Consider the following 20,240-nt stretch of genomic DNA (forward strand, 5'->3'; position numbering starts at 1 on the left):
TGGTTCTGCTCGCCTAGGTGGAGGAGTACACCCGGTCGTTCGGGGAACCCCGTTGAATACTTCACGTTTCCTGACTTCGGTGATCGGAAGCGATAGATCATGGTGGTAGCAGAGCGATCCGACCTTCCCGCGGAACATCTCGTTTCCCCGGTCAATTCACACAATGAATGGGATCCGCTGGAGGAAATCATCGTGGGGCGTCTCGACGGCGCGACGATCCCCTCCAGCCACCCCGTGGTGTCCTGCAACGTCCCGCGCCGGGCGGCGCGGTGGCAGGGGCTCGCCTCCGGCATCAAGTATCCGCGCCGGCTCATCGAACCGGCGCGGGAGGAGCTCGATCAGTTCATCGCTCTCCTGCGGTCCCTCGGTGTCACCGTCACGCGCCCGGACGCGGTCGACCACAGGAAGCGCTTCGGCACTCCCGACTGGTCGTCGCGCGGTTTCTGCAACACCTGCCCGCGCGACAGCATGCTCGTGATCGGCGACGAAATCATCGAGACACCGATGGCATGGCCGTGCCGGTATTTCGAGACCCATTCCTATCGCCCGATTCTCAAGGACTACTTCCGCCGCGGCGCACGCTGGACGGCGGCGCCCAAACCGCAGCTCACCGACGCGCTGTTCGCGCCGGATTTCCGTACCCCGGAGGACGGCGAACCGATGCGCTACATCCTCACCGAGTTCGAGCCGGTGTTCGATGCGGCGGATTTCGTCCGGGCGGGGCGCGACCTCTTCGTCCAGCGGAGCAATGTCACCAACCGCATGGGCATCGACTGGCTGCGCCGTCACCTCGGTCCCGCATACCGCATCCACGAGATCGAGAGCCGCTGCCGCACGCCCATGCACATCGACACGACGTTCCTCGTGCTGGCGCCGGGAAAGGCGCTGGTCAATCCCGAATACATCGATGTCGACCGCCTGCCCGACATTCTGCGCTCATGGGACATCCTGATCGCCCCCGAGCCCAACCGGATCGAGGAACGCCTGCTCAGGCTGACCTCGATGTGCGGCAGGTGGCTCAGCATGAACATCCTCATGGTCGACGAAAAACGGGTCATCGCCGAGCGCCACCACACCGACATGCTGCGCGCGCTCGAAGGCTGGGGGTTCGAGCCGATCCCGTGTGACCTGCTGCACTACGCGCCGTTCGGCGGGTCCTTCCACTGCGCGACGCTCGACGTCCGGCGCCGCGGCACGCTCGAATCCTATTTCCCCTGAGCGACCCGCTCGGCGACCCGCCCGGATGTCACACTCCGGCGGTCTCCCTTGTCACACCTCCGCAAGACACGACCAACGGATACGACAAGAGGAGCGCCCGCCATGGCCCGGATCCCGCTCGCCCCGCCCCACACCCTGCTCAACCGCATCGGCGCCTGGTACTCCCGGCGCACCTACGGCAAGGTGCTCGACCCCGGGCTGGCCCTCGGACACAACGCGCGGGTGCTGCTCACCTATGTGCGGCAGGAGCGCGGCGCCGCCACGTGGAACCGCCTCGACCGGAGCCTCAAGCACCTCGCCGTCATGGCCACGGCCGCAAGGATCAACTGCTCCTGGTGCATGGACTTCGGACACTGGGAGGCCGACGCACTGGGGCTGCCCATGGACAAGATCTCCAAGGTCCCGCAGTGGCGCGACCACCGGGAGGACTTCACCGAGCTGGAGCTGCTCGTCCTGGAGTACGCCGAGGCCATGACCGAGACCGAGCCCCGCGTCACCGACGAGCAGGCCGCCGTCCTGGTCGAACGGCTCGGTGAGGCCGCGTTCGTCGAACTCACCGCCGTGGTCGCCCTGGAAAACTACCGCTCGCGCATCAACAGCGCCTTCGGCCTGACCAGCCAGGGTTTCTCGGACGCCTGCGAGGTACCGTCGCGGACGTGATCGACGCAACCACCTTTGAACACCACCGGCGCATGCTGTTCGGCATCGCCTACCGCATGCTCGGCAGCGTCGCCGACGCCGAGGACCTGGTGCAGGACACCTGGCTGCGGTGCAGCCAGGTGTCCACCTCCGTGGACAACCCGGCCGGCTATCTGACCCGTACGGTCACCAACCTCGCGCTCAATCGCCTCACCTCGGCCGCCGCCACCCGCGAGCAGTACGTCGGGCCCTGGCTGCCCGAGCCGCTGGTCACCGAGCCGGACGCCGCCGAGGAGGTGGAGCTGGCCGAGTCGGTCTCGCTCGCCATGCTCGTCGTCCTCGACACCCTTTCGCCGCTGGAGCGCGCGGTCTTCGTCCTCAAGGAGGTGTTCGGCTTCTCGTTCCGGGAGATCGCCGGAATGCTGGAGCGCGGCGAGGCGTCCGTACGGCAGGTCGGCCACCGCGCCCGGTCACACGTCCAGGCCCGGCGGCCGCGCTACGACACACCGGACGAGGTGCGGCGCCAGGTCACCGACGAGTTCCTGGCCGCCTGTATCGGCGGCGACATCAACCGGATGATGGAGCTGCTCGCCCCCGATGTGACCTCGTGGAGCGACGGCGGCGGCAAGGTGAAGGCCGCCCTCCGCCCGCAGCACGGCGCGGACAAGGTCGCCCGTTTCCTCGCCGCCGTCGCCACCCAGCCGATGGAGGATCCCCGCGTGCACGCGGTCGACGTCAACGGTCGGCCGGGACTGCTGCTCACCGTCGCGGGCCGCCCGGACACCGTCGCCTGCGCGGAGGTCGTCGACGGCCGGATCACGGAGATCCGTATCATCCGCAACCCGGAGAAGCTGCGGCACCTCCAGCCGCCTCAGGCTCCTGAGTGTCGCCCTTGAGGTAGCGCCCCGGGGACGTGCCGACGGTTCGGCGGAACGCCGCGAGGAAGGCGCTCGGCGTCGCGTATCCCACGGTGTGTGCGACCCGGGAGACGGGCTGGCCCTCGGCGAGCAGCGGCAGGGAGGCACGCAGCCGCACATGGGTGCGCCAGCGGTCGAAGTTCATGCCGGTGTCCTGGACGAACAGCCGGGACAGGGTGCGTCGGCTCACGCCGACGGCCCGTGCGTGCGCCTCGAGGCTCCGGTGGTCGCCGGGGCGGGCGAGCAGCGCGTCGGCCACGGCGCGTACGCGGTCGTCGGTGGGGTCCGGCACTTCGATGGGCGTGGCGGGAAGGGGCCGCAGCAGGTCCAGCACGACCGCTTCGGCCCGTAGCCGCGCGTTATCGGGGAGGTCGTCGCGGCCGAGGTACGCGATCAGATGGGCGAGCAGTCCGTCGACGCCGACCGGCGTGGGTTCCGTCCAGTCAAGATCGCATCGGTCCGGTGCGAAGTAGAGGCTGCACAGCACCGCCTCGCGGGTCGCGCCGGTCCGGTGGACCACCCCCGCGGGCAGCCACAACGCCCGGGTCCGCGGCAGCACCCAGTAGGCGTCGTCGACGGCGACGCCGAGCACCCCACGGCTCGCCCAGGCCAGCTGGTGCTGCGAATGGCTGTGGGGGACGAACCACTGCCCGTACGCCAGCGGGAAGTTCCCGACGACGATCGCGCCCACTCCGGCAGGAACGGACCCCAGGGCATCATCGTTCATGGTTCCCAGGCTATGTCCCCGATGCGCTATGACGTGGCCTCGTAGCGCATCGCGGCCAACACGGCCGGTGCATAGCGTCGTGGCATGCCGATCCCTCCTCCGCGTCTCGGGCGCCGCCACCGTACGCACGGTCCGCTCGACCCCACCGCCGCCGGGCGCCGTGGTCCGGCCCTGGTGGTGCTGTGCTTCGTGCAGTTCATGCTCGTCCTGGACGACAACGTGGTGAACGTCGCGCTCCCCAGCATCCGCGACGACCTCGGCTTCGGCGCCGCGGGCCTGGCCTGGGTCGTCAACGCCTACTTCCTCGCGTTCGGCGGGCTGTTGCTGCTGTTCGGCCGCATGGCCGACCTGCTGGGCCGCAGACGTGTCTTCCTGACCGGCGTGGCGCTGTTCGGCGCGGCGAGCCTCGTCTGCGGGCTCGCGCAGGAGCCCTGGCAGCTCGTGGCCGGGCGGTTCGTCCAGGGCGGGGGAGCGGCCATGGCCAGCCCGGCCGCGCTGGCACTGATCGCCCTGCTGTTCCCCGGCACCGAGGAGCGCACCAAGGCGTTCGGCATCTGGGGCGGCATCGCTGCCCTGGGCGGCACGACGGGCCTGGTGATCTCCGGTGCGCTGACCGGCCTGGCGTCCTGGCGCTGGATCTTCCTGATCAATCTGCCGGTGGCCGTCGCGGCCGTCGCGCTGCTCCCGTACCTGGTCCCGGAGAGCCGGGCCGGGCGCGCGGCACGCCTCGACCTGCCCGGTGCGGTGCTCGGCACCGGCGCCCTGGTGTCCCTGGTCTACGGACTGCTCCGGATCGGGGAGTCGGGCTGGCGGGACACCGGCGCCGTCGCGCCCCTGGCCCTGGCCGTGCTCCTGGCCGTCGCCTTCGTCGCCGCCGAGGCACGAACCGCCGAGCCACTGGTGCCGTTGTCGTTCCTGTCGCTCCGGTTCCGGGCCGTCGCCCAGGGGGCGACCCTGCTGTTCTCCGCCGCCATGTACGCGATGGCCTTCCTGCTGATGGTGCACCTCCAGACCGTGCTCGGCTACCGCCCGCTCACGGCCGGTCTCGCCTATCTGCCGTACGGCGCCGGCGTCCTCACGGGCATGTGGCTCTCCTCCCGGGCGGTGATGAGGCTCGGTGTGCGCCCGGCGCTCGTTCTCGCGTTCCTGATCAGCGCGGCCGGACTCCTGCTGCTGTCCGGCGTGGCACCGGACGACGGCTACGCCTCCGGAGTGCTGCCCGGCATGCTCGTCACGAGCCTCGGATGCGGGCTGAGCCTGCCCGCCCTGACCGTGGCCGCGCTCGAGGGCACCACCGAGGAGAACGCCGGGCTCGGCTCCGCCGTCCTGAGTTCCGTCCAGCAGGTCGGCGGCGCCGTGGGGGTGGCGGTGCTCGTCGCCCTCGCCACCCACCGCGGCGACACCCTGAGCGCGGAGGACGGCCCCCTGCGCGCCGCGACGGAAGGCTTCTCCCTCGCCCTCACCGTCGCCGCCGCGCTCCTCGCCCTCGGGGCCGTCCTCATCGGCGCCCTGCTCGGGAAGCTCAGTCGATGAGGTCGAGGGCTGCGGCGATGACGCTGTCGCCGTCGATGCCGTGGTACCGGTAGACGTCGTCGAGGGCACCGCACTGGCCGAACCGGGTCACGCCCAGGGTGGTGACGGGCACCTGATGCACGGTGGCGAGGAAGGCCAGGGTGTGCGGATGGCCGTCGAGCACGGTGACCAGCGGGGTGGCCCGGTCGGCGGGGAAGGCGCGGTCGAGGATCCAGTCCGGGTCCTCGGCCAGGCCACGCCGCGCCTGGAGGGCGCGGAACAGCAGGTCAGGGCTGGTCACGCACACCACATCGGCGCCATGGCCGAGCGCATCGAGCCGTTCGGCGGCGGCCAGGGCCTCGGGGACCAGGGCGCCCATCGCCGCGATGGTCACCACCGGCTTGTCGTGGCGCCGCAACCGGTACGCGCCCGCCACCACCTGCCGACGCCGTCGCTCACGCGCCGCGGGGTCGGTGGGCACGGCGGCCAGGGACTGGTCCACCGGCCGGGTGGACAGCCGCAGATACGCCGAACTGCCGTGCGGCCGACCGAGGTTGCCCAGGGCGGCGAGCAGACACCACTCGGTGTCGATGGCGAAGGCGGGCTCGTACGACACACACCCCGGCTGCTCGATGCCGAGCGACGGGGTGGTGATCGACTGGTGCGCGCCGCCCTCCGGGGCGAGCGTCACACCGGACGGGGTGCCCACCAGGATGGACTGTCCGCCCGCGTACATGCCGAACGACCACGGCTCCAGCGCCCGGTTGACGAAGGGGTCGTACACCACGCCGATGGGCAGCAGCGGCTGCCCCCAGCGGCTCCAGGTGGCGCCCAACTCGCCCAGCAGACCCACCAGGTTGGTCTCGGCGATGCCCAGCTCCACATGCTGCCCGGTCGGCTTCTCCCGCCAGTGGAGGATCGTCTCGGCGTCGTCGGCGAACCAGTCGGTGCCTTCCGTGGCCGACCACACGCCGACCTTGTTCAGCCAGCCGCCCAGGTTGGTGGTCGAGCTGACGTCCGGGCTGACGGTGACGATCCGGCCCGCCGCCTCCGGCGCCCGGCGGGTGAGGTCCAGCAGCGCCCTCCCGAGCGCCTGCTGGGTGTGGCCGGTTCCGGTGGGCGCCGGGCGGCCGAGGTCGGCCGGAAGGGCGGGCGGCTGTTGCGGCTCGCGCTCGGGCCGGCGCAGCCGCTCGGCGGCGGCCGCGCACAGCGACGCCTCCGCCGAGCCTCCGGGGAAGAGGGCCCACGGGTGGTCCAGGTCCGCCCCCAGCCGCTCGGCCAGCGGGCGCATCTGGTCGGCGGTCAGCAGCGAGGAGTGGTTCTGCGGATGGCCCTCGGTGGGCAGCCCGTGACCCTTGACCGTGTACGCGAAGATGACGGTCGGCCGGGTGTCGTCGATGGCGTCGTACGCCTCCAGGAGCGCGCCGAGATCGTGGCCGCCCAGGTTGCGCAGCGCGGCGAGCAGCGTGGCGTCGTCCAGTTGTGCGATGAGCCCCGCGATGGGACCGGCGGTGGAGCCGGTGCCGGGCAGCCGCTCGCGCAGCTGGTCGGCGGTGCAGCGCAGCAGCCGCTGGTACTCGGGGTTGCCCATGGCGTCGATGCGGGTGCGCAGGGCCTCTCCGCCGGGCCGGGTGAACAGCTCGCTCAGCAGATGCCCGTACTTGAGCGTCAGCACCTGCCAGCCGGCGGCCGTGAACATGCCCTGGAGCCGTCCGGCGGCGATGCCGGGCACCACCCGGTCCAGGGACTGCCGGTTGAGGTCGACGATCCATGTCACCTCGCCCAGGGAGGACACCACCGGGTCCTGGACCGCCTCCCAGATCGCCCCCTCGTCCAGCTCCGCGTCACCGAGCAGGGAGTACTGCCGCCCGGTCCCGGCGCCGCCGAAGCGGCCCTCGACATAGCGCCGGGCGAGCGCACCCCACAGGGGCGCGGTGGCGCCGATCCCGACCGAGCCGGTGGAGTAGTCGACCCGGTCGGGGTCCTTGGACCGGCTGGGGTAGCTCTGGAGTCCGCCGAAGGCGCGAAGAGTCGTGAGGTACGACGTGTCCAGCTCGCCGAGCAGGTAGTTGATGGCGTGCAGCACCGGTGAGGCGTGGGGCTTGACGGACACCCGGTCCTCGGCGGTCAGGGTGTGGAACCACAGCGCCGTCATGATCGAGGTCATCGACGCGCTGGACGCCTGGTGGCCGCCGACCTTCAGCCCCGTGGGGTTCGGCCGGACCCGGTTGGCGTGGTCGATGATGGCCGTGGACAGCCACAGCACCCGGCGCTCGCCCGCTTCCAGCGTGCCGAGCGTCCCGGGGTGTTCCCTCCCGGCCGGGTCCTTGCCCGGGGCACCCGAGAAGGTCGCGTCCATGACCACATTGACCACCTCCATGGCCTGGACCTGGCGTCCAGGAATGCTGTGTGATGCGAGAAGTAGACAGAGACCCCACCGAGTGCGCAACATGTCGTCTTCCGTCTGGGCAATCTGCTCACTCTGCCGGGCCGAACGAGCCCTCGACTGACCAAAGTGCCCAATGACGACGGACGTTCAGAGCGGAAGCGGCGGCCACGCACCCCAGGGCTGGGACCACGCGTACGTGCGTTCCGTATCGCCCGTCCGCCAGCGGCGCGGGGCCGTGGTCCCGAGCCAGTCCAGCGGTTCGACGCCGCCGGGCGATCCGCCGTCCAGCGCGAGCCGGACGGCCGAGCCGAGGTCGGCGTCGGTCCCCGGGGTGCGGGCGGCCGGGTCGACGGAGACGAACAGCGCGGTGCCGGAACGGGCCACCAGGTCGAGGAACTGACGGTTCAGCCGCCACTCGGTGGCCGGGGTGCAGGGCACGCAGTCGGCGTCCACCGCGTAGAAGCGGCTGTGCTGGGCCAGCCGGAAGGCGAGGGTGTTGATGCCCATCCGGCGGGTGCGCTCCCAGTGGCGGCCCGAGGTGTCGTCGCCGGTGCGCTGCACCTGCACCAGGCCCGCCGCCAGGTGTCCGACGGTGTTGCAGCCGAGCACCAGGGCGTCACCGGCCGCCTCGGCGATGGTCCGGTAGAGGGCCACCAGCACTTCGGCGGTGGTGCGGGTGCGGTCGGCGAGCCGCCATCCGGGACCGGCCATCGCGTGCGGCGTGTCCGGGTGGAAGCGGCCGAAGACGTCGTACGTGCTGAAGTCGTGCTTGATCAGCTCGAAGCCCCAGGAGCGGAAGCGGGCCACATCGGCGGCGACGGTCGCCAGCGTCGCGTCCAGCGACGGGTCCAGGGGGATCCGGCTGGGAGCGCCGGTGTCGTGACGCATCCCCTCCGCCGGCACCCGGGACAGCAGCGGCCGGAACCACAGGCCCGGCCGGGCGCCGCGGTCGGCGATGCCCGCGGCCAGGTCGGCCATGTCGTCGAACAGCCCGGGCAGGCCGGTGTCCCACGGCCCACCCGGGGCGCTGCCGCCGCCCTCCGTCCAGCCGTCGTCGACGACACAGAACGGCCGCACCGGATGGTCCCCGGCGAACTCGGCGATGGTGGCCGCGTCGCGCAGTACGGCATCGGGGCCGAAGTCCCGGCCGTACGCGTAGTACCAGTTGTTGCAGCCGACCACCGGCCGTTCGGGCAGCAGCGGATCGGGGGACATGGCGGCGCACAGCTCCTGGAGCGCCGCGTACGGGGTGGTGTCCGCGGCCGTCGCCACCCCGACCACCGTGGCGGCGGCGACCTCCCGGCCGCCCGGCTCCACCGGCAGGCCGCCGGAGCGCACGTCCAGCCACAGCGTGGTGCCGTCCTCGTCCACCGTCCAGCAGCACAGCGCCCCGGCGCGGGTCCGCACGCCCAGCCCGGCGCAGGTGCCGGTGGCCGGGTCGGTGCCCAGCCAGTACCAGGGCAGCGGGCGTTCCGGCTGGATGCCACGCCACTGCAACTCGCCGTACGAGCGCTCCCACGCGTCGCCGAGCACCAGGGCGGGGCGGTGGCCGCCGGGGTGGTGGCGCCAGCGCAGCGCCACCGTCGACACGCCCTCCGGGCCCGGCGCGGCGAGCGCCACCGCCAAGGCGCCGTACGGACCGTGGCGCGCTGTTACTTCGGCGCCGGGCACGGTCCAGCGGCCCGCCCCCGCGGGTGCGGCGGTGCGCGGGTCCCCGGAGGGACCGGTGATCACATGGACGGAGTCGGGCGGCGGAACGTCGATCACGGACATGGGTACCTCACCCCTTCACGGCGCCGGAGGTGAGCCCCTGCACGATGTGGCGGCTCGCGAAGGCGAAGAGCACCATGGTCGGCAGGATCGTGAACACGGCCGCGGCCGACATCGAGCCCCAGTCGATGTTGAAGCTGGAGATGAATCCGTTGAGGGCCGTGGGGATGGTCTTGTTGGCGTCGCTGTTCATCAGGGTCACCGACAGGAACAGCTCGTTCCAGCAGTTGACGAAGTTGAAGATGAACGCCGCCACGATGCCCGGACGCATCACCGGGAGCAGCACCCGGAACAGTGCAGCGAACCGGGAGAGGCCGTCGATCATCGCGGCCTCCTCCAGCGCGTCGGGGATGTTCTCGAAGAAGCCGCGGAGCATCACCGTGCAGAAGGGGATGCACACGGCGATGTAGACGAGGATGAGCCCGAGCCGGTTGTCGACCAGCTTCAGGTCGGTCATGAGCAGATACAGCGGCCCCAGGGCGATGAAGGCCGGGATCATCTGGGTGACCAGGGCGGCCGTCAGCAGCGCGGACTTGGTGCGGAACTCGAAGCGCGCCAGCACGTACGCCGACAGCATCGAGATGGCGGTGGCGACCGCGCCCGCGACGGTCGCGACGATGAGGCTGTTGGTGAGATAGGTCCCGAAGTCGGCCTTGTTGAACAACTCGCTGTAGTTCTCCAGCGAGAAGTGCTCGGGCCAGTAGGCGAGGGGGAAGGAGAAGATGTCGCCCGGCGCCTTCAGCGAGGTGATGGTGATCCAGTACAGCGGGAAGACGGTGAAGGCCAGCCACAGCCCCAGGAAGGCGATCCGGACGGCCCGGCCGACCGCGGTCTCTTTGCCGATCACGACCTCACCTCTCGCTTCTCGCGCGTGGCCAGCAGGAAGAACACCGTGAACAGCAGCAGCCCCGCGACCACGAGGAGGCCGAGCGCCGAGGCCTTGCCGTAGTCGCCCTGCTGGGTGATCTTGATCATCCAGGTGGTCACGATGTGCGTTTCGTTGTTCGGCCCGCCACCGGTCATCCCGAAGATCAGATCGGGGAAGTTGAAGATCCAGATGACCCGCAGCAGCACCGTGAGCACCAGCGTGACCCGGATGTAGGGGATGGTGATCTGGAAGAGCGTGCGCACCTTCCCGGCCCCGTCCAGCGCCGCGGCCTCGTACAGCTCGTCGGGGACCGACTGGAGCGCGGCCAGGAGCATGATGGCGAAGAAGGTGACGCCGTACCAGGTGTTGGCGATCAGCACGGCGATCATCGCCTTGTGCGGATCGGCCAGCCACGCCACCGGCTGGTCGATCAGCCCCGCCTTCTGGAGCAGGTCGTTCACGACGCCGAACTCGCTGTTGAACATCCAGCGGAACAGGATGCCGATGAGGAACCCGGAGATCGCCCAGGGGAAGAAGACCAGCGCCTGGTAGACGCCGCGGAACCGGAACCGGCGGCGCAGCCACAGGGCGAGCGCGAAACCGATCACGAGCTGGGGCACGATCGACCCGATGACCCAGAGGGCCGTGTTGCCCAGCACGGTGTCCCAGTTGGGGTCGGAGAACACCTCCTGGAAGTTCCGCAGGCCCACCCAGGAGGTGTCGGTGAGATCGTTGAGATCCCAGTGGCGGAAGGCCATCTGGCTGCCCGCGATCATCGGGTAGTACGTGAACACCGCCACGAAGATCGCGGCCGGTGCCATGAAGGCGGCGATGAGCAGGCCCCGGCGGGTCGTGAACTCCCGCTTGCGGCCGTCCCGTGGCCCGCTTCGGGAACTCGGGACGGCTTGCTTCCGGACGGGGCGCGACGGCTTCGGCCCGGTCGTCGTTGCGGACGTGGCGGGCATCCCTACTTCTCCTGCTCCCACTTCTTGGTCCAGTACGCGTCCCAGCCCGCCAGCAGCTCCTTGGGCGACATCTTGCCGATCACCATCTTCTGCACGTCGGCGTCGGACTTCTGCTCCCAATCGCTCCACCAGGCGACGCCGCGCGGCTGGCGGACGTTGAGGTAGGTGCCGGGGTGCTCGGTCATGGTGACGTACGACGACCACGGGCCGGTCTTGTAGAACGGGTCCTCGGTCGCCGACTTGAGGGTCGGCACCAGGCTGTTCTTCTTGGTGAAGTCCGTCGACGCCTTGCCCTGGGACAGGAATTTGATCAGCTTGACGGTCTCGGCCTTGTGTTTGCTGCCCTTCGCGATGCCCCACCCGGCGGTGGCCAGCGGCTGGACGGTCTTCCCGCTGGGCCCGGCCACGAGCGGAGCGGTGTCCCACTGGTCCTTCGAGATCGACTTGGACTCGGAGACCGTGGCGATGACCTCGGGATCCTGGAGCAGGAAGGCTGTGGAGCCATTGGAGAACGCCTCGACCATCTCCGGATAGCCCCAGGAGACGGACGACTTGGGCGATGCCTTCTTGAAGAGCGTGAGGTAGGTCTTGAGGGCGTCCAGGGCCTCGGGCGCGGAGAAGATCGTGCGCCCGTTCTTCAGCTTGTAGCCGTTGGCGAGGTCGACCTTGTCGGCGACGTACGCCTCGATGATGGCGGTGGCGTTGCTGTTGGCGTTGGCCCCGCCGCGGAACGCGTAGCCGTAGCGGCGCTTCGCCGGGTCGTTGATGGCGGACGCCTGCTTCAGCAGCTGGTCCCAGGATGCCGGGGGCTTGCTGAACCCGGCCTCCTTGATCAGGTCCTTGCGGTAGAAGAGGCTCAGCCCGTAGAAGCCGTAGGGGACGAAGAAGGTGCGCCCCTTGGTGTCCACGGACGCCTTGACGGCGTTCTCCGTCATGGCGTTCCAGCCCTGCCAGCCCTTGAGGTCCTTCTTCATGTCGTACAGCCAGCCGTTGTTCGACCACGGGCCGACCGTGATGTCCCGTACCTCGAGCGCGTCCACGCCGCTGCCGGACTGGAGCATCTGCTGGATCTTCTGGTCGGCCTGTTCGGTGGGCGGCGAGATCAGATTGACCTTGATCTTGGGGTTATGCTTCTCGAAGTCGGCTATGAGCCCCTTGATCAGATCGGTACGCGCGGGGTTCGTCAGGCTCTCGACCATGTTGAGCGTGACCGTGCCGTTCGCGTTCGGGCTCATGGCGGAACAGCCGGTCAGGACCATCGCGGTGGCGGTGCCGAGGGCGAGGGCTGCCGTCCTTCTCCTCATCGTGCTGACCTCTTCCTTGGGTGCGGGCCGCGCTCGGAGCGGCTGGGGGAGTCGGGGGTGGGGGAGGGGTTTTCGGTGCTGCGCGGCTACGGCGCGCCGTGCCGCCCGCGAGCCGCGCGGGCCCACTCACCGAGGACGGGGACGCAGGTCTCGGCGAAGTGCTCGTAGTCGGCGGCGGTGTTGTAGACGTGGGCGGACACCCGCAGATAGCCGATGCCGCCGAAGCTGGTGAAGGCCGCCTCGACCCCCAGCTCCCCGGCGACCCGGTCGCGCAGCGCGTCGGCCTCGACGCGGGTGGCGCCGAGCCCCTCGGGCAGCCGCACCAGACGCATTCCGGGGACCGGCATGCCGACGTCGACGGCGCTGTCGGCGCCGGTCAGCTCGGTGAAGGCGGCACCGATGACCTGCGCGGCGTAACCGGCCAGGTGGTCCATGTAGCGGCGGGCGCGCGGCCAGCCCCAGGTGTGCTCGATGAAGCCGAGCGCCGTCGGCGCCGCCAGATAGCAGGTGGCATCCACCGTGCCCTGCTGGTCGAAGCGGTCGGGGTACGGGTCCTCGGCGCCCCATGAGTCGATCGGCGGGTAGAGCCGCTCGCGCAGCGGACCACGGGCGACGAGCGCCGCGGTGCCGCGGGGCGCGCACCCCCACTTGTGCAGGTTTCCGACCCAGACGTCACAGGTCAGACCATCGAGCGGGGCGGGGAGCAGACCGGGTGCGTGCGCACCGTCCACGAGCAGCGGGATCCCGCGCCGCCGCGCCTCCGCGCCGATCCGCTCCACCGGCAACAGGCGGGCGGTCGCCGAGGTGATCTGGTCCAGCACGATGAGGTCCGTCGCCTCGGACACTTCGGCGAACACGGCCTCGCACGCCTGCTCCTCGTCCGCGTCCAGGGGCACGTGCGCGGTGCGGACGCTGCCGTCCCAGCGGTCGCGCGCCAGCCGCTCGGCGCCCATGGTCACGGCACCGTACCCGTGGTCGGTGACGACGATCTCCCCGCCTCGGCGGCGGTCGAGAGCGGCGTACACGACGCTGATGCCCGCGCTCGCGTTCGGCACCAGGGCCAGGTCGTCGGCGGCCACCGCCAGGAAGTCGGCCACCTCGACCCTGGTGTCGGCGATCCGCTGGGGCAGCGCCGGGAACCACACCACGGGGGAGCGCTCCATCTCCACCCGCAGCTGCTTCTGCCGCTCCTGTGCCACGAGGGGAACCGCGCCGAAGGAACCGTGGTTCAGATGCCGCATGGCGGGGTCCAGGGACCACGCCCGGTCGGCGGGCCTGCCGTCGGCCAGCAACAAGGGGCGTGGCGCCGCGATGACATCGGTCTCGCTCACATGACTCCCGATCTGCCGGGATCCGGGTGTTCCGAGGGGCGTCAGAAACAAGAAAGATCTGATCGCAACCAGAACACGTATGATGACTCGGCATCCTGCATGACGGATTCCGTGCAATCAAGAGGTGTGACCACGTGGATCATCAGATGACTTCCGATCGATACCTCCGACACATCTGATGAATCGGTACAGTGCGGCGAAGGGCGCGGGACCGCGCCCCGCCCGTTCGGGAGGAATCGGATGTCCGCAGTCGACAAGGCGTTCCACGGCCTGCGCCACATGATCGCTACTGGGCGCCTCAGTGCCGGAGGGCGCATTCCGCCCGAGGGCGAGCTGTGCGAGGAACTCGGCGTGTCCCGGGGGTCGTTGCGCGAGGCCGTGCGGATGCTCGCGGCCCTGGGGGTCGTCGAGCCGCGGCACGGCTCCGGTACCTATGTCTCCCAGCTCAGGCCGGAGGACATCATAGGCAGCCTGTCCCTCACCCTGGAGCTGCTGCCGCTCTCCGGCCTGCTGGAGGTGTACGAGATCCGGCGCGTCCTGGAAGCCCACGTCGCGGCGCAGGCCGCGGCCCGCGGCACACCGGAGACGGCGCGGAAGCTCTTCGCGCTCATCGAGGCCATGGAAGCCACCGACGATCCGGCCGAGGTATCGGACCTCGATCACCGCTTCCACGCCGCGATCGCCACCGCGGCCGGAAACCCAGCCCTCGCCTCCCTGCTCTCGGTGTTCCGCGCCCGCTCCCGCAAGTACCAGATCTTCACCCTCCCCGAGGGCAAGCGGATGCGGCACAAGAGCGACGAGGACCACCGCGTGCTGGCCACGGCGATCGCCGACCGCGACCCGCGCGCCGCCGCCGGCGCGGCCGAGGCCCACGTCGCCCAGACGGAGCGGTGGCTGCGCACCTTCATGCCGCCCATGGAGGAGGACTCCCCGGCCTGAGGGGACGGCGCGCCGCATTGCGTTGCGATTGATGCGTCAGACCATTGCGGGTTTCGCAATGCGCCCCTAGGGTCGGCGGCATGCTGCACACTGCGGACGCGACGCGTCAGCGGGTGCGCGAGGTGCTGCGCGGATACCCGGGCAGCCAGCGCGCGTTCGCCGACGCCATGGGGCTCGACCCCACCAAGCTGTCCAAATCGCTGACCGGGGCGCGGCGGTTCACCCCCGCCGAGCTGACCAGGATCGCCGAGATCGGCAACGTCACCGTGAACTGGCTGATCAACGGCAGCGACGAGGCGGACACCGTGTCCGCCGTTCCGCAGCGCAGCGCCCGACGCCCCGTACGCGATGGGGACACCGGCCGGTACCGCCAGATCCTCGACGCGGCCTGGCGCCTCATCGCCGAGCGGGGCTACCACGCGGTGCGGGTGTCGGACGTCGCGGAGGCCTGCGGTACGAGCGCCGCCACGATCCACTACCACTTCCCGGGCCGCGACGGACTGCTCACCGAGGCGCTGCGCCACTCGGTGCAGCAGGCCTTCGACCGCCAGGTCGCGGAGCTGCACAGCATCGAGGACGCGCACCAACGGCTGCTGCGCCTGGTCGAGTTGCAACTGCCCACACCGGGCGCGTTGCAGCGGGAATGGTCGATCTGGTTGCAGGTGTGGAACGAGACCGCGCTGCGCCCGGAGCTGCGCGTGCTGCACACCGATTCCTACGCCCGCTACCACGAGACGGTCGCGCGCACGATCGCCGAAGGCCAGGCCCAAGGCGTCTTCACCGACGCCGACCCCGAGGAGCTGGCGGTGTCCCTGACGGCCCTGATCGACGGCCTGGGCATCCAGGTGCTCACCGGCCGCCCCGGCCGCAGCGTCGAGCGGATGCGGCGGATTCTCTACGACTTCGTGCAACGCGAGATCGTTCGGAGTTAAGCGATCCCGACACGAACCCGGAAACAGCACCGTCAGGAACAGGAGCCGGGTATGGCAGACAGCGACGACGAAGCCGAGGAGAACACGAGCCGGGTGGTCACCCCCTACGAGGGCACCGGCCACCGCACCTGGGACGACACCGCCGACATTCCCGCACCGTTGTCCTTGCACCACACCACGGTCAGCCCGGCCTGGGTGGACTACAACGGCCACATGAGCGAGTCGTGTTACCTGCTGGTCTTCGGGGACAACGCGGACGCGTTCTTCCGCTACATCGGCATCGACGAGCAGTACCGGGCCGCGGGCCACTCGCTGTACACGGTGGAAACCCATCTGCACAACCGCCGCGAGGTGGCCGAGGGCGAGCCGATCCGGCTGACCCTCCGCGTCCTGGACCACGACACCAAGCGGGTCCACATCTTCCACGACATGCACCACGGCACCACCGGCACCCTGCTGGCCACGGCCGAACAGATGCTGGTGCACGTCGACATGGCACAGGGGAAGTCGTCCCCGATGCCCGCGGCCCTGCTCCGGCGGCTGGCCGCGATCCAGCGGGCACACGAGGCCCTTCCCCGCCCCGCGTCCGTCGGCCGCCCGATGGGCATCCGCCGCGGCTGAGCCCGTTCGCTCCCGTCCCGCCGTCCTGAGGAGCCGCCATGGATTTCGAACTCACCGACGAGCAGCGCATGATCGTGGACACGGTGCGCAGGTTCGTCACGACCGAGCTGGAGCCGCACGAGGATGAGGTCGAGCGGCTCGACGACGTGCCGCCCGCACTGGCCGAACGGATCCGCCGCAGGGCCATCGACGCCGGGCTCTACGCGGCCAACATGCCCGAAGAGCTGGGTGGCGGCGGCCTGGACGCCACCAGCATGACCCTGGTCGAGCGCGAGCTCGGCCGCACCGGCTACGCCCTCCAGATGCTCGTGGCACGGCCGAGCAACATCCTCCAGGCCTGCGAAGGGGAGCAACGCGAGCGCTACCTGCTCCCGACCGTCCGCGGGGAACGCCACGACTGCCTGGCCATGACCGAACCCGGCGCCGGATCCGACGTACGCTCGATGACCACGAGCGCGGTGCGGGACGGTGACACGTACGTCATCAACGGCACCAAACACTTCATCAGCCACGCCGACGCGGCGGACTTCGTGATCCTCTTCGCCACCACCGGCGCCGCCGAAGCGGTCCGGGAAACGGGGCGCGCGCGGAAGAAACCGATCACGGCGTTCCTGGTGGACCTGGACACCCCGGGCCTCACCGTCACCCGTGGCTCGGCGTCCGTATCGCACCGGGGATACCACCAGTGCGAGCTGTCGTTCACGGACTGCCGGATCCCCACGAGCCAGCGCCTCGGTGCAGAGGGACGTGGCTTCGACCTGATGGGGGAGTGGCTGGGCGCCAGCCGGCTCAGCGTCGCCGCCACCAGTGTCGGCCGCGCCCGGCGCGTACTGGACCTCGCCACGGGGTGGGCCGCCGAACGCAGCCAGTTCGGGCAGACGATCGGTCGCTTCCAGGGCGTCGGCTTCCCCCTGGCGGACATGGCCACCGAACTGGAGGCCGCGGAACTGCTCACCCTGCGGGCGGCGTGGAAGCTCGACCAGGGCACCATGACCGACCGGGACGCGGCGATGGCGAAGCTGTACGCCTCGGAAGCGCTGGGCCGGATCACCGACCGGGCGGTGCAGATCTTCGGCGGCATGGGGCTGATGGCGGAACTGCCGATCGAACGGTTCTGGCGGGACGCCCGGGTGGAGCGCATCTGGGACGGCACCAGCGAGATCCAGCGCCACATCATCTCCCGCTCCCTGCTGCGTCCCCTCGGATCGTGACGCGGGGATGGGTACCAGGGACAACCTCCGGCGCCTGCTGAGCCCGCGCAACATCGCCGTGTTCGGTGGCGACACCGCCGCCGAAGCGATCCGGCAGTGCCGCCGCGCTGGCTTCACCGGGACGATCTGGCCCGTCCATCCCCGGCGTACGACCATCGAGGGCCTGCGCTGCTACCCGAACACCGCCGCGCTGCCCGGTCCACCGGACGCCGCGTTCCTCGCCGTGCCGCGGGACGCCACCGTCGAGGTGCTGACGGAACTCGCCGCACGCGACGCGGGCGGAGCGGTCTGCCACGCGGCGGGCTTCGCAGAGGACGGGCCGACCGGCGCGCGGTGGCAACGCGCGTTCGTCCGCGCCGCGGGGCAGATGGCGGTGATCGGGCCCAACTGCATCGGGATGCTCGACTACCTCGACGGCGCCGCCCTGTGGGCCGACCAGCACGGCGGGCGGCGCGTGGACCGCGGCGTCGCCATCATCACGCAGAGCGGCAACATCGGCCAGAACCTCACCATGCAGCGCAGATCGATGCCGCTGGCCCGGCTGGTGACGGTCGGCAACGCCGCCGTGACCGGGGTGGCCGAACTCGTGGACGCCCTGCTGGAGGACCCCCGGATCACCGCGATCGGTCTGCACCTGGAGGGCATCGACGATCCCGCGGGCCTGTCCCGGGCCGCCGTACGCGCGCTCCACCGGCGGGTGCCGATCGTCGTGCTGAAGACGGGCCGGTCGGAACTGGGCGGCCGGGCCAATCTGAGCCATACGAGCTCGCTGGCGGGCTCCGACGTGCTCTGCGACGCCTTCTTCCGGCGCCTGGGAATGGCCCGGGTGCACCAGGTCGGCACCTTCCTGGAGACGTTGAAGTACCTGCACGTCCACGGGGCACGGCCGGGGCTGTCGCGGGCCGGGGCGCGGATCGCCTCCGCGAGTTGCTCGGGAGGCGAGGCGTCGCTGCTGGCCGATCTCGCCCACGACCACGAGGTCGAACTGCCACCGTTCCCGGACGACACCGCCCGGCGGCTGGGCGAGGTGCTCGGCGAACGCGTCTCCGTCGCCAACCCCTTGGACTACCACACCTACATCTGGGGCGATGCCGACGCACAGCGCAACTGCTTCAGCGCGTTCCTCACCACCGGTTTCGACATGCACCTCCTGGTGCTCGACTTCCCGCGCGCGGACCGCTGCTCCCCGCAGACGTGGCAGACCACCCTGGACGCCTACCTCGCCGCGTCCCGGCACACCGGCGCGCCCGCGTGTGTGGTCAGTTCGCTGCCGGAAGGGCTGCCGGAACCGGTGCGCACCCGGCTGCTGGACGAGGGCGTCGCCCCGATGCAGGGCATCGCCGAATGCCTCACGGCCATCGCGGCGGCACGCCGCATCGGCCTGGCCCAGGAGGCGCCCGATGCGGTCCTGCCACTCGACCCGGCCACCGCGCCGCCGACCAGGACGCCCCCACTCGACGAGTGGCAGGGAAAGCGGGTCCTCGCCGAGTGGGGTGTGCCCGTACCGGCGGGCGCCGTGGCCACCGCCGCGACCGCCGCCGAAGCGGCCCGGGACATCGGATTCCCCGTGGTGGTGAAGGCGCTGTCGGAGGCGATCGCGCACAAGAGCGACGTCGGCGGCGTACGCCTCGGGCTGACCGGGGAACAGCAGGTGCGCGACGCGGTGGACGGCATGGCGGGCCTCTCGGACCGCTTCCTCGTGGAGCGCATGGTCCACGGCGCGGTGGCGGAACTGATCGTCGGGGTCCACCGGGACCCGCAGTTCGGCCCGGCGCTCACCCTCGGCGCGGGCGGCACCCTGGTCGAACTCCTCGGCGACGCGGCGACCCTGCTGCTGCCCGTACGGCGGGAGGAGATCCGCGCCGCGCTGCGGCGCCTGCGGGTCTGGCCGCTGCTGACCGGCTACCGCGGCCGGCCGCCGGGCGACGTCGACGCGGTCGTCGACGCGGTGGCCGCCGTGGCCGACTTCGCGCGCGCCCACGCGCACACACTCGGGGAACTCGACATCAACCCCCTGCTGGTCCTGCCCGGCCACGGCGGCGTGGTGGCCGCCGATGTGCTGATCAGCCTGGGGACCGAAGAACGAGGAGGACGGCATGGCTGACCCGGTACGTACGGAGGTCGACGGCGGCATCCTGGTGGTGACCCTGGACCGCCCCAAGGCGAACGCGATCGACGTGGCCACCAGCCGCGCGCTCCACGCGGCCTTCGACCGGCTGGCCCGGGACGAGACGCTGCGCGTGGCGGTGCTCACCGGCGCCGGGCAGCGGTTCTTCTCCGCGGGATGGGACCTCAAGGCCGCGGCGTCGGGCGAGGCGATCGACGCCGATCACGGCCCGGGCGGCTTCGCAGGCCTCACCGAACTCTTCGACCTCGACAAGCCCGTCATCGCGGCGGTGGGCGGCCTCGCCCTGGGCGGTGGCTTCGAACTCGCCCTGGCCGCCGACCTCATCGTCGCCGCCGACCACGCCGAGTTCGCCCTGCCGGAGGTGACCCTCGGTATGGTCCCCGACTCCGGCGGAGTGCTGCGGCTTCCCCGGCGCCTCCCGCAGGCGGTGGCCAGGGACCTCCTGCTGACCGGGCGCCGGATGCCCGCGCCCGAGGCGGAGCGGTGGGGCCTGGTCAACCGCGTCGTCGAAGGCTCCGAACTCCTGGAGGCGGCCATGCAACTGGCCCGCGACATCTGTGTCGGGGCGCCACTGGCCGTGGCGGCGGTCAAGGAAATCCTGCGCACCACGGCCGGTACCACGATCGAGGAGGGCTACGAGCACCTGCGCCACGGCCACCTGCCCGCCTACCGGGCCATGCTGACGTCCGACGACGCGGTGGAGGGCCCGCGGGCCTTCGCCGAGAAACGCCTCCCCCGGTGGACCGGCCGCTGACCGTGGGCCGTCGGC

General features: G+C 70.9%; 17 protein-coding genes. 10 read left to right on the top strand and 7 right to left on the bottom strand.

Features of this window, described 5'->3' with window-relative positions; genetic code table 11:
- The first annotated feature begins 99 nt into the window (after nucleotides 1–99).
- The 3 genes from LCH29_RS32225 to LCH29_RS32235 all read left to right on the top strand — a co-directional run bounded on the left by LCH29_RS32225 (nucleotide 100) and on the right by LCH29_RS32235 (nucleotide 2,753).
- A complete protein-coding gene (locus LCH29_RS32225; protein WP_446465223.1) occupies nucleotides 100–1,218 on the top strand; it encodes an amidinotransferase in 1,119 nt (372 codons plus the stop codon).
- 102 nt (nucleotides 1,219–1,320) lie between these two features.
- Nucleotides 1,321–1,878, top strand: coding sequence for a carboxymuconolactone decarboxylase family protein (locus LCH29_RS32230; RefSeq protein WP_446465224.1), 558 nt, complete (start codon nucleotides 1,321–1,323; stop codon nucleotides 1,876–1,878).
- Nucleotides 1,875–2,753, top strand: a complete 879-nt coding sequence (locus LCH29_RS32235; protein WP_446465225.1) for an RNA polymerase sigma-70 factor — start codon at nucleotides 1,875–1,877, stop codon at nucleotides 2,751–2,753. Before LCH29_RS32230 ends, LCH29_RS32235 begins: the two co-directional genes overlap by 4 nt.
- Here the strand turns inward: LCH29_RS32235 and LCH29_RS32240 are convergent.
- On the bottom strand, nucleotides 2,689–3,501 hold the full coding sequence (locus LCH29_RS32240) for a helix-turn-helix domain-containing protein (protein ID WP_446465226.1): 813 nt from the start codon (nucleotides 3,499–3,501) through the stop codon (nucleotides 2,689–2,691). The genes LCH29_RS32235 and LCH29_RS32240 overlap by 65 nt on opposite strands.
- 198 nt (nucleotides 3,502–3,699) lie before the next feature.
- On the opposite strand from LCH29_RS32240, the gene LCH29_RS32245 reads away from it, so the two are divergent.
- The gene (locus tag LCH29_RS32245; protein WP_446465248.1) at nucleotides 3,700–5,034 is read left to right on the top strand and encodes an MFS transporter; all 1,335 of its coding nucleotides are present in this window, start codon (nucleotides 3,700–3,702) and stop codon (nucleotides 5,032–5,034) included.
- On the opposite strand, the gene LCH29_RS32250 is transcribed toward LCH29_RS32245, so the two are convergent.
- From LCH29_RS32250 to LCH29_RS32275, 6 genes are all read right to left on the bottom strand, one after another.
- Complete coding sequence (locus LCH29_RS32250) at nucleotides 5,024–7,393, bottom strand: transketolase-like TK C-terminal-containing protein (protein WP_446465227.1); 2,370 nt, start codon at nucleotides 7,391–7,393, stop codon at nucleotides 5,024–5,026. The two genes, LCH29_RS32245 and LCH29_RS32250, sit on opposite strands and share 11 nt — an antisense overlap.
- Nucleotides 7,394–7,549: 156 nt before the next feature.
- The gene (locus tag LCH29_RS32255; protein WP_446465228.1) at nucleotides 7,550–9,175 is read right to left on the bottom strand and encodes a hypothetical protein; all 1,626 of its coding nucleotides are present in this window, start codon (nucleotides 9,173–9,175) and stop codon (nucleotides 7,550–7,552) included.
- Between the two features lie 7 nt (nucleotides 9,176–9,182).
- Nucleotides 9,183–10,019, bottom strand: coding sequence for a carbohydrate ABC transporter permease (locus tag LCH29_RS32260; protein ID WP_446465229.1), 837 nt, complete (start codon nucleotides 10,017–10,019; stop codon nucleotides 9,183–9,185).
- Entirely contained in the window at nucleotides 10,016–11,005 is a 990-nt protein-coding gene (locus tag LCH29_RS32265) for a carbohydrate ABC transporter permease (RefSeq protein WP_446465230.1), read from the bottom strand. Before LCH29_RS32265 ends, LCH29_RS32260 begins: the two co-directional genes overlap by 4 nt.
- 2 nt (nucleotides 11,006–11,007) lie before the next feature.
- Nucleotides 11,008–12,309 (bottom strand): ABC transporter substrate-binding protein, encoded by a 1,302-nt coding sequence (locus LCH29_RS32270; RefSeq protein ID WP_446465231.1) that lies wholly within the window; start codon nucleotides 12,307–12,309, stop codon nucleotides 11,008–11,010.
- Between the two features lie 86 nt (nucleotides 12,310–12,395).
- Nucleotides 12,396–13,640, bottom strand: a complete 1,245-nt coding sequence (locus tag LCH29_RS32275; protein ID WP_446465232.1) for an aminotransferase class V-fold PLP-dependent enzyme — start codon at nucleotides 13,638–13,640, stop codon at nucleotides 12,396–12,398.
- Nucleotides 13,641–13,880: 240 nt separating this feature from the next.
- On the opposite strand from LCH29_RS32275, the gene LCH29_RS32280 reads away from it, so the two are divergent.
- The 6 genes from LCH29_RS32280 (at nucleotide 13,881) to LCH29_RS32305 (ending at nucleotide 20,225) form a co-directional block, all read left to right on the top strand.
- Nucleotides 13,881–14,579 (top strand): FadR/GntR family transcriptional regulator, encoded by a 699-nt coding sequence (locus LCH29_RS32280; RefSeq protein ID WP_446465233.1) that lies wholly within the window; start codon nucleotides 13,881–13,883, stop codon nucleotides 14,577–14,579.
- An 80-nt stretch (nucleotides 14,580–14,659) separates the two neighbouring features.
- Nucleotides 14,660–15,511: a TetR family transcriptional regulator C-terminal domain-containing protein gene (locus tag LCH29_RS32285; RefSeq protein WP_446465234.1), complete on the top strand. Its 852-nt coding sequence runs from the start codon at nucleotides 14,660–14,662 to the stop codon at nucleotides 15,509–15,511.
- A 51-nt stretch (nucleotides 15,512–15,562) separates the two neighbouring features.
- Entirely contained in the window at nucleotides 15,563–16,132 is a 570-nt protein-coding gene (locus LCH29_RS32290; RefSeq protein ID WP_446465235.1) for a thioesterase family protein, read from the top strand.
- A gap of 38 nt (nucleotides 16,133–16,170) precedes the next feature.
- Nucleotides 16,171–17,343 (top strand): acyl-CoA dehydrogenase family protein, encoded by a 1,173-nt coding sequence (locus tag LCH29_RS32295; RefSeq protein ID WP_446465236.1) that lies wholly within the window; start codon nucleotides 16,171–16,173, stop codon nucleotides 17,341–17,343.
- Nucleotides 17,344–17,350: 7 nt separating this feature from the next.
- On the top strand, nucleotides 17,351–19,447 hold the full coding sequence (locus LCH29_RS32300) for an acetate--CoA ligase family protein (RefSeq protein ID WP_446465237.1): 2,097 nt from the start codon (nucleotides 17,351–17,353) through the stop codon (nucleotides 19,445–19,447).
- Nucleotides 19,440–20,225, top strand: a complete 786-nt coding sequence (locus LCH29_RS32305; protein WP_446465238.1) for an enoyl-CoA hydratase-related protein — start codon at nucleotides 19,440–19,442, stop codon at nucleotides 20,223–20,225. The genes LCH29_RS32300 and LCH29_RS32305 overlap by 8 nt, the downstream gene beginning before the upstream one ends.
- Nucleotides 20,226–20,240 lie beyond the last annotated feature (15 nt).

Source organism: Streptomyces sp. BRA346 (assembly GCF_052851135.1).

Excerpts from the sequence above, each read along its gene's own strand:
- LCH29_RS32225 (WP_446465223.1), top strand. The coding sequence starts at position 100 with ATGGTGGTAGCAGAGCGATCCGACCTTCCCGCGGAACATCTCGTTTCC.
- LCH29_RS32230 (WP_446465224.1), top strand. The coding sequence starts at position 1,321 with ATGGCCCGGATCCCGCTCGCCCCGCCCCACACCCTGCTCAACCGCATC.
- LCH29_RS32240 (WP_446465226.1), bottom strand. The coding sequence starts at position 3,501 with ATGAACGATGATGCCCTGGGGTCCGTTCCTGCCGGAGTGGGCGCGATC.
- LCH29_RS32245 (WP_446465248.1), top strand. The coding sequence starts at position 3,700 with ATGCTCGTCCTGGACGACAACGTGGTGAACGTCGCGCTCCCCAGCATC.
- LCH29_RS32250 (WP_446465227.1), bottom strand. The coding sequence starts at position 7,393 with ATGGAGGTGGTCAATGTGGTCATGGACGCGACCTTCTCGGGTGCCCCG.
- LCH29_RS32255 (WP_446465228.1), bottom strand. The coding sequence starts at position 9,175 with ATGTCCGTGATCGACGTTCCGCCGCCCGACTCCGTCCATGTGATCACC.
- LCH29_RS32265 (WP_446465230.1), bottom strand. The coding sequence starts at position 11,005 with ATGCCCGCCACGTCCGCAACGACGACCGGGCCGAAGCCGTCGCGCCCC.
- LCH29_RS32270 (WP_446465231.1), bottom strand. The coding sequence starts at position 12,309 with ATGAGGAGAAGGACGGCAGCCCTCGCCCTCGGCACCGCCACCGCGATG.
- LCH29_RS32280 (WP_446465233.1), top strand. The coding sequence starts at position 13,881 with ATGTCCGCAGTCGACAAGGCGTTCCACGGCCTGCGCCACATGATCGCT.
- LCH29_RS32285 (WP_446465234.1), top strand. The coding sequence starts at position 14,660 with ATGCTGCACACTGCGGACGCGACGCGTCAGCGGGTGCGCGAGGTGCTG.
- LCH29_RS32290 (WP_446465235.1), top strand. The coding sequence starts at position 15,563 with ATGGCAGACAGCGACGACGAAGCCGAGGAGAACACGAGCCGGGTGGTC.
- LCH29_RS32295 (WP_446465236.1), top strand. The coding sequence starts at position 16,171 with ATGGATTTCGAACTCACCGACGAGCAGCGCATGATCGTGGACACGGTG.
- LCH29_RS32300 (WP_446465237.1), top strand. The coding sequence starts at position 17,351 with ATGGGTACCAGGGACAACCTCCGGCGCCTGCTGAGCCCGCGCAACATC.
- LCH29_RS32305 (WP_446465238.1), top strand. The coding sequence starts at position 19,440 with ATGGCTGACCCGGTACGTACGGAGGTCGACGGCGGCATCCTGGTGGTG.